The organism is Trichococcus flocculiformis, assembly GCF_963662535.1.
GTDB lineage: Bacteria > Bacillota > Bacilli > Lactobacillales > Aerococcaceae > Trichococcus > Trichococcus flocculiformis.
Map to the genome: position 1 here is coordinate 1,823,860 of NZ_OY759718.1, position 13,010 is coordinate 1,836,869.

Annotated in this window: 12 protein-coding genes; 8 read left to right on the forward strand and 4 right to left on the reverse strand. The window is 45.9% G+C overall.

Going from position 1 to position 13,010, the window contains the following annotated elements; all coding sequences use genetic code 11:
* Window positions 1-154 precede the first annotated feature (154 nt).
* A complete protein-coding gene (locus ACKPCD_RS08700) occupies window positions 155-1,696 on the forward strand; it encodes a flavocytochrome c (protein ID WP_321432960.1) in 1,542 nt (513 codons plus the stop codon).
* An 81-nt stretch (window positions 1,697-1,777) separates the two neighbouring features.
* Here the strand turns inward: ACKPCD_RS08700 and ACKPCD_RS08705 are convergent, their stop codons facing one another.
* Window positions 1,778-3,502 carry an ABC transporter ATP-binding protein gene (locus ACKPCD_RS08705; RefSeq protein ID WP_321432961.1) on the reverse strand — a complete coding sequence of 575 codons (1,725 nt, stop codon included), beginning with the start codon at window positions 3,500-3,502 and terminating at the stop codon, window positions 1,778-1,780.
* 184 nt (window positions 3,503-3,686) lie between these two features.
* The gene (locus ACKPCD_RS08710; protein WP_321432962.1) at window positions 3,687-4,415 is read right to left on the reverse strand and encodes a GntR family transcriptional regulator; all 729 of its coding nucleotides are present in this window, start codon (window positions 4,413-4,415) and stop codon (window positions 3,687-3,689) included.
* 165 nt (window positions 4,416-4,580) lie between these two features.
* Here ACKPCD_RS08710 and ACKPCD_RS08715 point away from each other — a divergent pair, with 165 nt between their 5' ends.
* Together ACKPCD_RS08715 and ACKPCD_RS08720 are read left to right on the forward strand one after the other, a co-directional pair.
* Entirely contained in the window at window positions 4,581-5,966 is a 1,386-nt protein-coding gene (locus ACKPCD_RS08715) for a glycoside hydrolase family 1 protein (protein ID WP_321432963.1), read from the forward strand.
* 1 nt (window position 5,967) lies between these two features.
* On the forward strand, window positions 5,968-7,323 hold the full coding sequence (locus ACKPCD_RS08720) for a PTS sugar transporter subunit IIC (protein ID WP_321432964.1): 1,356 nt from the start codon (window positions 5,968-5,970) through the stop codon (window positions 7,321-7,323).
* Between the two features lie 94 nt (window positions 7,324-7,417).
* On the opposite strand, the gene ACKPCD_RS08725 is transcribed toward ACKPCD_RS08720, so the two are convergent.
* The gene (locus tag ACKPCD_RS08725; RefSeq protein WP_321432965.1) at window positions 7,418-8,359 is read right to left on the reverse strand and encodes an NmrA family NAD(P)-binding protein; all 942 of its coding nucleotides are present in this window, start codon (window positions 8,357-8,359) and stop codon (window positions 7,418-7,420) included.
* An 82-nt stretch (window positions 8,360-8,441) separates the two neighbouring features.
* The gene (locus tag ACKPCD_RS08730) at window positions 8,442-9,356 is read right to left on the reverse strand and encodes a LysR family transcriptional regulator (protein ID WP_321432966.1); all 915 of its coding nucleotides are present in this window, start codon (window positions 9,354-9,356) and stop codon (window positions 8,442-8,444) included.
* 190 nt (window positions 9,357-9,546) lie between these two features.
* On the opposite strand from ACKPCD_RS08730, the gene ACKPCD_RS08735 reads away from it, so the two are divergent.
* The 5 genes from ACKPCD_RS08735 (at window position 9,547) to ACKPCD_RS08755 (ending at window position 12,712) form a co-directional block, all read left to right on the forward strand.
* Window positions 9,547-9,930: a VOC family protein gene (locus ACKPCD_RS08735; protein ID WP_321432967.1), complete on the forward strand. Its 384-nt coding sequence runs from the start codon at window positions 9,547-9,549 to the stop codon at window positions 9,928-9,930.
* A 23-nt stretch (window positions 9,931-9,953) separates the two neighbouring features.
* On the forward strand, window positions 9,954-10,790 hold the full coding sequence (locus ACKPCD_RS08740) for a Cof-type HAD-IIB family hydrolase (protein WP_321432968.1): 837 nt from the start codon (window positions 9,954-9,956) through the stop codon (window positions 10,788-10,790).
* Window positions 10,791-11,129: 339 nt separating this feature from the next.
* The gene (locus ACKPCD_RS08745; RefSeq protein WP_140185764.1) at window positions 11,130-11,609 is read left to right on the forward strand and encodes a DUF2975 domain-containing protein; all 480 of its coding nucleotides are present in this window, start codon (window positions 11,130-11,132) and stop codon (window positions 11,607-11,609) included.
* Between the two features lie 10 nt (window positions 11,610-11,619).
* The gene (locus ACKPCD_RS08750) at window positions 11,620-11,838 is read left to right on the forward strand and encodes a helix-turn-helix domain-containing protein (protein ID WP_119092950.1); all 219 of its coding nucleotides are present in this window, start codon (window positions 11,620-11,622) and stop codon (window positions 11,836-11,838) included.
* A gap of 106 nt (window positions 11,839-11,944) precedes the next feature.
* Entirely contained in the window at window positions 11,945-12,712 is a 768-nt protein-coding gene (locus ACKPCD_RS08755; RefSeq protein ID WP_321432969.1) for a SagB/ThcOx family dehydrogenase, read from the forward strand.
* The last annotated feature ends 298 nt before the right edge of the window (window positions 12,713-13,010 follow it).

Consider the following 13,010-nt stretch of genomic DNA (forward strand, 5'->3'; position numbering starts at 1 on the left):
AAGATTGTGCATAAAATATAAAAGTATCCGATGTACCATCTTGGTTATAAATAAGAATATTTTCAGAAAGCGATATTTGTAAAATTATTACTGTACAAATCATGATAAAAAAAATACAATATTAAAGTAAGTAGAAGAAATGGGGGAGTAAAAAATGAAGAAAAGAATTGGCTTATTTTCTGCTTTAAGTATGTTTATGTTGTTATCCGGATGTGGAGCGAACACGGACAGCGCAGCAGACTCAAGCGCTGCTGTTGAAAGTGAGGAATCGGTTGCTGCAAGTTCTGAATCAGTGGAGGCTGTGACAGGCGCATCAGAGGTTACCTATTCTGATCCGGAAGAACTGAAAGAAAGCTATGACGTCATTATCATCGGTTCCGGTGGTTCCGGCATGTCGGCTGCAATCTCAGCGAAAGATGCCGGCCTGAATCCGGTCATCTTCGAAAAAATGCCGGTCCACGGCGGAAACACAATCAAATCATCCGCTGGTATGAATGCATCCGCAACGAAATTCCAAGCGGAACAAGGCATCGCAGATTCAAATGAATTTTTCTACGAAGAAACATTAGCCGGCGGGAAAAATACGAACGATCCAGAATTGTTGCACTACCTTGTCGACAATTCAGGTCCTGCAATCGACTGGTTAGACACAATGGGAATCACTTTGGACAACATCACCGTTACCGGCGGCATGAGCGTGAACCGTACCCACCGTCCATCTGACGGCTCTGCTGTCGGTCAATATTTGGTCGAAGGCTTATATGCGAATATCATGGAACGCGAGATTCCTGTGTTCGTGAATTCCGCAGTGACTGAAATCGTCATGACGGATGACAAAGCAAGCGGCGTCAAAGTCGACTTCAACAACGAAGGTGAAATCACCGTTTCATCCGATGCAGTCATCATCGCAACCGGCGGATTCGGTGCCGATTTTGATATGGTCACGGAACTTGCACCGCAACTCGAAGGCTATGTAACCACTAACCAACCGGGATCGACAGGCGACGGCATCAAAATGGCGCAAGCCATCGGAGCCGCTGTCGTTGACATGGATCAAATCCAGATCCACCCAACCGTTCATCAAGAATCTTCTTACCTGATCACTGAAGCGATCCGTGGCGAAGGCGCCATCCTTGTGAATCAACAAGGCGAACGTTTCGTCAATGAAATGGAAACCCGCGACACTGTTTCGGCAGCGATCAACGCTTTGGAAGAAGGCTATGCTTACCTGATTTTTGATGCAGGCGTGAAGGACCGCGTGAAAGCAGTCAACACATACATCGAAAAAGGTTTTGTCCAGTCGGATGAAACAATCGAAGCTTTGGCTGGTCAATTGGAAATGGACAGCGCAACATTGGCTCAAACGTTGACTTCATGGAATGAAACGATCGCTTCCCAAGTGGATGGCGCATTCAACCGTACAACAGGTATGGTTAACCCATTAGCGGCTGCACCATACTACGCAATTCAAATCGCACCTGGAATCCACCATACAATGGGCGGATTAAAGATCAATTCCAACGCACAAGTCATCAGCACTGAAGGCACTGTTATCGAAGGCCTTTACGCTGCTGGTGAAGTTACCGGAGGCGTACACGGCAGCAACCGTATCGGCGGCAATGCTGTTGCGGACATCATCGTATTCGGACGCCAAGCAGGGGTACAATCCGCCAGCTACGTCCAATCAATGGAATAAATGAATCACTGATAACAAACAAGAACGGCAACCCAATCGCTGGGTTGCCGTTCTTGTTTTTTCTTTAGTTACTTTTGAGAATCACTGGTCGATTCCCAAAAACTGGGCCTCATAAAGGCGACGATAAGTTCCATCTTGAGCCAACAATTCCTTGTGTGATCCCTGTTCGGAAATCCCTTGTTCATCGACGACGATGATCCGATCGGCATGCTTGATGGTCGTCAAACGGTGCGCGATGATCAATGTCGTCCGACCTTTCGACAAGTTATCCAATGATTCCTGGATGACTTGCTCGGTCTCGGTATCCAGCGCGGAAGTCGCCTCATCCAAAATCAGGATCGGCGGATTTTTCAGGAACATGCGCGCAATCGAAAGCCGCTGCTTTTGCCCACCGGATAATTTGACCCCGCGCTCTCCGATCATCGTATCGAATCCAAGCGGCATCTCTGCGATGACCTTGTCGAGATTGGCCATCCGGGCGGCTTGTTCGATTTCGGCATCGCTCGCATCCAATTTACCGTAGGCGATGTTGTCCCTGACGGTTCCCGGGAAGAGGAAGACATCCTGCTGCACGACGCCGATTTGGTTGCGCAAAGAACGCAGCGTCAAATCCTGGATGTTGATGCCGTCGACAGTGATGGTCCCTTCCGTGGCCTCGTAAAAGCGGGGGAGGAGGTTGCATAAGGTCGTTTTCCCCGCGCCGCTTGGACCGACGAAAGCGACTGTCTCACCAGCGCGGATCTTCAGATCGATCCCGTCCAACACTTTTTTGGAACCGTCATAGCCGAACGACACTTGGCTATAGACGATATCGCCATTAAGATGGCTCACTTCGATGGCACCGGGTTTATCCAGAATATCCGGCGTGCGGTCCAACTCTTCGGTGAAGCGTCTGAAACCGGCGATGCCTTTCGGATAGCTTTCGATCATCGTGTTCACTTTTTCGATCGGCCGCACAAAAATGTTGGACAAGAGGATGAACCCGACGAACTCGCCGTAGGAAAGTTGGCCTTGGATCGTGTAGTAGGCGCCGAAGAACAGTGCAAACAAGTTGATCAACCGGATCAGCAGATAGTTATAGGAAGAACTGATGCCCATCATTTTGTAGAAGGCCATCTTGGAACGGCGATAGGCTTGATTCAGCCCCTCGAACCGTTTCGCTTCATAGGCTTCGTTCGCGAAAGCCTGCACGACACGGATGCCGCTGACCGACGCTTCGATACCTGCGCTGAATTCACCCAGATCTTCAAAAATGCGGGTATTGATCTTCGTCATTTTCTTGTTGAAAAATACGAGCGCGATCGTGATGAAAGGAATCATGACGAAAGTGGCGATCGCCAGCGGCACATGAATCTGCAGCATCAACAGGAAGGATCCCAACAAGGTGATGATGGTAATGAAAATATCCTCAGGGCCGTGATGCGCCACTTCGGAGATTTCGAACAGATCCGTCGTCAGCCGCGCCATCAATTTGCCGGTCTGTTGGTCATCATAGTAGCTGAAAGGTTGCTTCTGCATGTGGCCATAAAGTTCACGGCGCATATCGGTCTCGATGTTGACCCCGAGCACGTGACCGAAATAAACAACGATATATTGCATCGCTGTGTTGACGATGTACAAAACCAACAACCCGAGCGAAACCAAGAGAATCAAATTCCACTGCCCGGAAGGCAAAATGGAATCAATGACACTGTTGACAACGACCGGGAAAGAAAGTTCCAGGACAGCCGCCAAAATAGCGCAACAAAAATCAAGCAAAAACAGATGCTTGTAGGGTTTATAATAGCCGAAAAAACGTTTAAGCATAGATACCTCCTCCAAAAAATCATTCAAATATAGTTATAACATAGATTCATGGAATGATACATTTTTGTGCATCCTCGAAACATGAAAAGTATTTGAGGCTATTAACCCATGCGTAGTTTAAAGACACTATCTGAATTGAGTTTTCAACCAAAGTAAAACTTCCTGGAGTATCTTCAGGAAGTTTTTAGCGGTCTTTTTTTTTGTTCAAATTCACCATGACAATGTGACCTTTGTCATATCTGCGGCGAGTTTGAGAGTATTCGAACGCGACACCATTATCAAGGAAAACGACTTGATCAACTTCCAGGACAGGATCATCCATTTGACACCTTAGATACTCTTCGTCATCTTTGTTTGGCTTATCGGCCCCAATCATCCGATTTGCCGCGCCTATGCCTAACTTAAGCCTGGTTTCGATATAATCATAAATCGATCCAGCCAATACTTCTTCAGTAATACCAGGAATGACATGAATTGGCATAACGGTGTGTTCCAACAGTAGTGGATCCGCATTCAGAAACCGCAACCGACGGATATCATATACTGGTTGTGAAGGGAGAATCTGTAAACTTTGGCATTCTATCTCATTAGGGAAACGGATAGTGAACGAGAGGACTTTACTTGTTACTGTGCCCGTTCCAGCCATCTGCTTGGTTAAGCCGATGTATTCATCGGCTTTGCTGTCCAACTTGGATAATGTATCAGCGTTTTTTTTTACAAAAGTGCCGGACCCTCTTACAGAATAAATAAACCCTTCATATCTAAGAATTTCCAGTGCTTTTTGAATGGTCATCCGACTCGTTTCAAACTCTTCAGCCAACCCGTGTTGGTCTGGGAATGGTTTCCCGGCCTCATAGGTACCATCAATGATCCGCTGTTTGATAGTATTGGCAATCTCTTTGTATTTAACCATGTCATGTCCTCCTTTGAAGGTGCTCACGCTCTCATTATATCCACAAATCCTGATTTCTGCCACATTCTAATAAAAGTAATTACAAAAAACATTAAATGACTTTACAACTTTATGATATTGGTATATATTATTCATTGTAAGCGGTTAATATAAGGAGGAAGAAGAATGGAAAAGGAAAAACATCGTTTTTTGTGGGGCAATTCCGTATCCAGTATGCAGACGGAAGGTGGGTGGAATGAAGGCGGTAAGGGGAAATCAGTCTATGATATCCGTGAAGCAACGGAAAACACTTCGGATTGGAAATTCGCGAACGACAACTTCCACCATTACGTAGAGGACTTCGATTTGATGAAGGATGTCGGCATGAATTGTTATCGTTTCCAAATATCTTGGAGCCGGGTCAATCCGATGGGAGACGGAGAATTCAACGAAGAAGGCATCGCGTACTACGATCGCTTCATTGATGATTTATTGGAACGCGGAATTGAGCCGATGATCTGTCTTTACCACTTCGATATGCCGTTGCATTTAGCAGAAACCTATAACGGGCTGATCGATAAACATGTTGTCGATGCATTCATCCGTTACGGAAAAGAGATGGTGGACCGTTTCAGCAAAAAAGTGAAGTATTGGATCGTTTTCAACGAACAAAACCTCTATCATGTTCCCGAAGCTTTCAAAATCAGCGGTTACATGCATGGGGAGAAAACTGTCGCAGAGCTATACCAAATCGCGCATAACGTGATGGTATGCCACGCGCATATCGCAAATTATATCCACGAAACGACGGATGCTCTTATCGGAGGGATGCTTGCCTATTCTGAAGTCTATCCTGCTACTTGCAAACCGGCTGATATATTAGCTGCCCGAAAATGGGATGAATTCGTTAATTTTACGCTGTTGGATGCCTATACCAAAGGTGCTTATTCGAAAGAAATGATGACATATATAAGTGCAAATAATATCGATATGAAAGCAACAGACAGCGAAATGGAAGCTATCTCAAAACAAAAAAATGATTTCTTATCTTTCAGCTATTATGCATCGACTACTATTGACAGTGGTGCGATTCCGGATGGAACAGCACCAAATCTTTATCTCCAGTACGGAAAAAAAGACAATCCACATATCGAAACGACAGAATGGAATTGGCAGATTGATCCGCTTGGTTTCCGAGATGTCCTGAATAAAATGTATCAGCGCTACAGACTTCCGGTTTTCCCGATTGAGAACGGCATAGGCGTCCGAGAAGAATGGGATGGTGTGAATCCGATTGAAGATGATTATCGCATCAGCTATCACAAGGAACACCTGAAAGCCATGTATGATGCCATGGAGGAAGATGGTGTGGAAGTATGGGGCTATCTTGGTTGGGGGTTGATTGATATCCTAAGTTCGCAAGGGGATATGGAGAAGCGCTATGGCTTAGTGTATGTGAATCGCAACAATCATGAGCTAAAAGACATGAAGCGGATTCCGAAAAAAAGTTATGCATGGTTCAAAAAGGTAATTGCATCCGATGGGAAGGCTTTATTCGAAGGGGAGATCTAGTATGGCTGACAATCAAAAAATGAGTTTCATTGATAAATTCACGGAAGTTTCGGTCAAAGTAGGCGGTCAAGTACATCTGCGCAGTTTAAGAGATGCTTTTACGACCATCATGCCAATGTTCATTCTGGCTGGTTTAGCAGTATTAACCAATAATGTAATCTTCCCATGGTTCCTTGAAGGCGAGCGGTTGGCGAGCTTTCAAACTTTCGGCAATGTCATCACTAATGGGACTCTTAATATAGCTGGATTATTGATTGCTCCTATGATCGCTTATTATCTCGCTAAAAACAAGGATTTTGAAAATCCAGTTTCTGCAATTGCCGTAGCGACATCGACACTCGTCATCATGATGGCGGTCCAGTATAGCGTCACACCAGTTGGGATGGAAGAAGCTGTTACGGTTGGAGGGATCTTGACCTACGGCAGTCTAGGGACACAAGGGATGTTTGCGGGTATACTTATCGGCCTACTAGCCACCGAAATATATATGAAGCTAGCGAACATAAAGCAATTACAAATCAATTTGGGAGATCAAGTACCACCAGCGGTAGGCAAAAGTTTTTCGGCGTTGATTCCCACTTTGTTGACATTGGGCATATTTGCAGTCATCTCAGCAGTTCTTATCGAAGCGTTCGATACTGACTTGATCACAATTATCTCCACGATGATCCAAGAACCATTGCGCAAAGTAAATACCTCTTTATTGGGATTCCTGTTGATATACTCTACTGGTAATTTCCTGTTCACTTTAGGGATCCACCAGACGGTCATAAACGGTTCGTTGCTTGATCCGTTGCTATTGGTAAACATGAATGAAAATATGGCGGCAGCCAATGCAGGCGAAGCCGCACCCAATATAATTAATAGCGCTTTCGTAACGGTTTTCACGCAGATGGGCGGAACCGGTGGTACATTCGCGCTCATCTTGGCAGTCCTTCTTTTTGTGAAGTACAAACCCTACAAAGATGTCGTGAATTTATCTTTAGCACCGGGATTGTTCGAAATAAATGAACCTATCATTTTCGGCCTACCAATTGTTTTCAATATTCCAATGATGATTCCATTCGTCTTGACTCCTGTCATCGGTGCACTGATTGGTTATTCAGCAACTGCCATCGGCTTCATCAAACCACTGACAGTACTTATTCCATGGACGACACCACCACTGCTAAGTGGATACTTGGCTAGTTCCGGCGATTTCAAAGTTGTACTTGTACAATTAGTGATCTTGACTGTTACGATGTTATTTTACTTACCGTTCCTGAAAATATCTGAAAGAGTATCTCGAAAGCAAGCTGAACAGGCACAATCAGAAAACGAGTCGCAAGAAGTATTGGAAACACAGATCCAAAGGTGATTTTCTTGTAATATATTCTTAGAACAAACAAGCGCTATACGGATTGTTCCGTATAGCGCTTGTTTGTTAACTGTCACTAATAGATGCTTTTGGGTTAATTATCTTCCGAATGGCGCTCGCCGACTTGGAATTCATCGGCATACTCAAACATATATTTCACTGTGATGGCTTCTTCACCGGTCAGTTGTTTGAAATCATCCGTGAAGTTATCCATCTTACCTAGGCGGATCGCTTCTCCGAAAGTGACCATGCCTTCAGAAGAGAAGGGTGCTTCGGAGTCTTTTTTGAATGCGCCTTCCGTTGTTCTCGGAACGCCCATCGCGTCAAAGATGGCATAGTTCTCTTCGTCGGAGATGGCTTGATAAGTGACGTTGTTGCCGGTCGCTGCGTTGCCGTAATTCACGAAGTCGGTGATGGTCATCAGTTCAGGTCCGTTGATGTTCAACACCGCATTGTGGTATTTATCGGTGGCCAATGCATGTGCAACAGCTTTGGCGCAATCTTTACGGGAAATGTAGGCCATTTTGCCGTTAGCTTGATTGTTCTGCATGACACCACCCATTTTTACGAAGGTGAAGTAGTTGGTGACCATGGCTTCGGCATATTGTGAGTTGCGCAGGAAAATATGATCCATGCCGACTTCATTGATATAGTCCTCTGTGAAGATGTGGTCGATTTTTTCGACGCTCGGGTTGGATTCGTCAGCCGCATTGACCAATGAAGTGTAGATGATCTGCTGAACGCCGACTTCTTTGGCGGCATCGACAACGTTTTTATGTGCGTTTTGACGTTTTGCGCCGACGAAAGGCATCGAAATCAGCGCGACTTTATCGGCATTGGCGAAGGCCTCAGCCAAGCCGCCCTTATGATTGAAATTTGTGACATGTGTTTCAATCCCTAGGTCTGCATATTTCTTTAGAGCAGCCTCGCTGTATGCGCAGAAAATCAGTTGGTCTTTTTCGACTAAATCCAAAAGGTATTCCGCTGCTTGATTTCCAAGGTTACCGTCCACGCCTGTCAATAATAATTTACCCATATTTGTATCGTCTCCTGTCTGTTTTAACTATCTTCATGATATGTGAAACAAAGAGCAAACTCCAATACAAAAAGCGAATGGGTTATCCGGAAATCGAATAATGCGCTTTGATGGAACGGATCAGCGCTTGGATGCCTGGCTTTGAATTGACGGATAAGTATCCCAAGGCAATCACGAATGTATGGAAGGAGCCTTCGATTGGAATCATGCGGATTTCCTCTGACGAGTAGTTCAGATTGTAGTTGTCCGGAAAGAAGCCGATCAGGTTTTCGGTCCGGATTGCGAACAATTCGGTTTCGACATCGTCCACTGTTTTGGCAATCTGTGGCTGATAACCGTCTTTTTGGGCATGCTGCACCATCAAATCGTAGGATGCGCCGATGACGGAAGGGTCCAGCATGACGAGCGGGTGCTGATACAGTTCAACAAGGGTAACCGACGTTTTGTCGAACAAGGGATGGCCTGCACTGACGACGGCCTGGTATTTACCGGCATACAAAGGGACTATCGTGATGTCCTTTTTGCCTTCGAATTCGGAATCGAAAGCGATAGCTAAATCATAGATGCCCTTTACGAGATAATCGGAAATGTTCTTCAACAGCACCTTATTCAGATTCAGTTCGACCAGCGGGTTTTCTTTGCGGAAAGCCGGGATGACGGAAAGCAGCGTCTGGATATCCGTCATGGCGGAATATTCGATCGACAAGGTTTCCCGCTGATTAGCCTGGAAATTGCGCATTTTCTGCTGCATGCCCTGATATTGCTTCCAAAGTACCAGCGCTTCTTCGTAGAAAAGCTGTCCCGCTTCCGTAGGCTCGATCGGCGTCTTTTTGCGGTTGATCAACCGGATCTGGAACGTCTCCTCCAGCGAAGCGATTGTCTGGCTGATGGTGGTCTGTGACACATAGTTCCGCTTGGCCGTCTCCGTGAAGCTGCGGCAGTCCACCAAGTCAATGTAGTACTTGATTTTTTCGATATTGATGCGATTCGCCTCCAATCAAAAATCCTTCTTTCTGTAAAGTACCACATACTCCCATTAAGAGGCAATCAGAGATTTTGAAAGGAATGTTTCACGTATTCGAGGCTGAATGGAAGTGTATAGACAAATTTATTTCAACCGAAGCGTTTCGTCTGTCATTTTTGGATGAATGGCATATACTAGCGTTAGTTATCAAGGAGGTTATTAAATGAAAATAGAACATATCGGTCTTTGGACTGCGGATTTGGAAAAAATGAAAGAATTTTACTGTGATTTCTTCAAAGCAACGGCGGGTGAAAAGTACCACAATCAGAAATCAGGATTCCAATCCTATTTCCTGTCCTTCACGGATGGCGCCAGACTTGAGATCATGCATCGCGAAGATGTGATCAAAGGTGCCCAAACCAATGAAATACTTGGCTTTGCGCATCTGGCCATTTCTGTCGGCAGCAAAGAAATAGTGGACGCCTTGACTGAAAAACTGGTGGATGCAGGTTATCCTTTGTTGAGCCCATGCAGAGTGACCGGCGATGGCTATTATGAATCGGTCATCGGCGATCCGGAAGGAAATCGAATCGAAATCACGATCTAAAATAGAATGATGAGGTGAACTGAGTGGATTTGAAAGCGATCGTTTTGGACATCGACGGCACATTGTTGAATGACCAGAAAGTAATCACGCCAAGGACGAGAGAATCATTATTGCGTGCTCAAGAAGCCGGCGTGAAACTTGTGCTGGCTTCCGGTAGGCCCTTGCCGGCGATGCTGAAATTCTCAAAAGAACTAAAGATGGAACACTATCATGGCTTGCTCCTTTCCAATAATGGGGCTTGTGTGACAGATTGTGCAACGGATGAGATGCTCTTCAGCCAAAGCATTTCCGAAGAAATAGGCGCAGCGCTGCTTACGCACTTGGAGCAATTCGAGGTCAAACCGATGATTGCGCACAAAGATTATATGTATGTTAACAATGTGTATGATTGCATGATCACCGCACCACCGCACGGCTTGAGGAACATCATCGAGTACGAGTCCCGCAGCGGAGACTTTAAATTATGCGAAGTGGAACATCTGGCGGACTTTGTCGATTTCCCCCTGCATAAAATTTTGATCGCGGGAGAACCGGATTACTTGGCGCAGCACTGGCAAGAAATCATGCAGCCATTTGAAGGACGGATCAATGGCTTTTTCTCGGCGCCGTTCTATTTCGAGATTGCCGACAAAGGCATCGATAAAGCCTATGCGCTGGACAAGACACTGCGGTCATTGGGGATCAATGCTGAGCAGGTCATCTCATTCGGGGACGGGCAGAACGATGCATCCATCATCGCCTATGCAGGAGTCGGCGTCGCGATGGGAAACGCGATCGACGTGCTGAAAGCGAGCGCGAATGAAATCACCTTGTCCAACAACGAAGACGGCATCGCCCATATGCTTAAAAGATACTTGTGAGACCAGAATAAACTGAAAAGCCAGATCGCATCCTTAACTTTGGATGCGGTCTGGCTTTTTTGGATTTTTGATTGGGTTACAGGGATAATACCCGGTGAGGAGCGCTTCGCCGGGTATTATCCGGCAAATGAGGACCTCTTTCCCGGCGAAGGAGGCTTTACCGGGAATTTTCAGCCAAATGAAGTCGGAAATACCGGCGAGCAAGTCCTCACCGGTATTTCGCGTCCATAGCGGTGGCGCACGTTCGTTAAGAATTGCTTAAAAGAATAAATATTTATTGTAAAACGATAAATGTAAAGCTACACTAACAGTAACAAATCCAAAAGAGGTGTTGTAGACATGAAACGAGAAACATTCTTTTTGAAGGCGGTCGTCGTTCTGATGGGCCTTCCGGTAGTAGCGCTCTGCATTTTTATTATCCCGGAAATCGCGGCTTTCTTGGTCGAACTGGTCCCAAGCCTTACTTATTTGCAATATCCATTTATGATCGGACTGTATGCATCCGCTGGCATCTATTTCGTCGCCCTGCACCAAGTCTTTAAATTGTTGGGCTACATCGATATGGACTTGGCGTTTTCCGATTTGACGGTGCAAGTCCTGAAAAACATCAAACTTTGTGCAGCGGCGATCGGCGGGCTGTTCATCCTGTTCATGCCGCTCATTTTTATGATGGGTGATATGGATGACGCTCCAGGCATCGTCCTGATCGGCTTGATCATCATTTTCGCCTGCATGGTGATTGCCGTCTTTGCCGCTGTCCTTCAGAAACTCCTGCAAAATGCGATCGCAATCAAGCAAGAAAACGACTATACGATATGAGGTGTGCAAAATGGCAATAATCATCAATATAGACGTTATGTTGGCAAAACGAAAAATGAGCGTCACCGAACTGTCACAGCACGTCGGCATCACGATGGCCAATCTCTCCATCCTGAAAACCGGAAAAGCGAAGGCGATCCGCTTCTCGACCTTGGAAGCCATCTGCAAAGCCTTGGACTGCCAACCCGGGGATATTTTGGAATACCGAGAGGATGAAGAAGAGGAATAGCGATGCTGCGCCCACATGACCTGGAAATACAGGGGAAACCCTTAATCCGACATAGTGCGAACATTCACAATGCGTGGTAAAATAGTAATAAAAATGGAGGTTTATCATGACTAGATATGAAGAACAACGCAATTTTCTGAAGTCGGATTTCAAAACATTCAGCGCGATCGAAACGGATAAACAAAAGGGGATTCCGCAACCACCCAACGTCAAAGCCTACGATGCGGGTGCGGAAATCGTGGACTTGCCTGCCGTCAACGGCGGGGTTGTGAAGAAGGAGAACATCTACGAAATCATCAAAGAAAGAAGAAGCGTCCGCCACTATGCGAAAGATGCGCTCACGATAGATGAACTTTCCTACCTATTGTGGAGCACGCAGGCCATCACCGGTACCAACCGTTCAGGCATCACTTTCCGCACGGTCCCCTGCAGCGGCGGGACGCATTCGTTTGAGACCTATCTGTTCATCCTCAATGTGGATGGGTTGAAGAAGGGCGTATACCGTTATTTGGCGGATTGCCACAAACTGTTGTACCTGAGTGAAGTCAACGACATCGATGAACAGGTCGACAAAATGACGCTCGATCAACCATTCGTGCCGAATTTCGCCAAACGCGCATCGGTCATCTTCTCCTGGAGCTGCATCCCGTACCGCTCTGAGTGGAAATACGACATCACCGCCCACAAAAAGATCCTGATCGACATCGGTGCGGTCATGGAAAACTTGTACCTGACGAGCGAGTCGATCGATGCCGGCACTTGCGCATTGGGTATCTACGATCAGGACATGGTCGATGAACTTCTGCATTTGGACGGCGATGATGAATTCACGATCTTCCTGGCGGCTGTTGGGAAGAAAGTCGAGAAGAAGTAGCATCGGAATTGAATGTATAATAAGAAATAGCCCGCCAAAGTGTTTTTGGCGGGCTATTTCCGTTCAAATAACATTCAGAAAAACCGCCTAAATCAACTTAACGGGGTATCTCGTGTTGCTCTTATACATTTTACCCCGCTAAATGGTTTTTCGCGGGGTAAATATTAACTCATTACATCAGCATATAGTGAGCTGTTTCGTTCTAGCATGCCTTTAGCGAAGGCGCAGCGAGGTATGATTTTTTTACTGCGTTCAGCTGTTCGGCAAAACCTATCAACTGTGTTCGGTTCTGCATAAT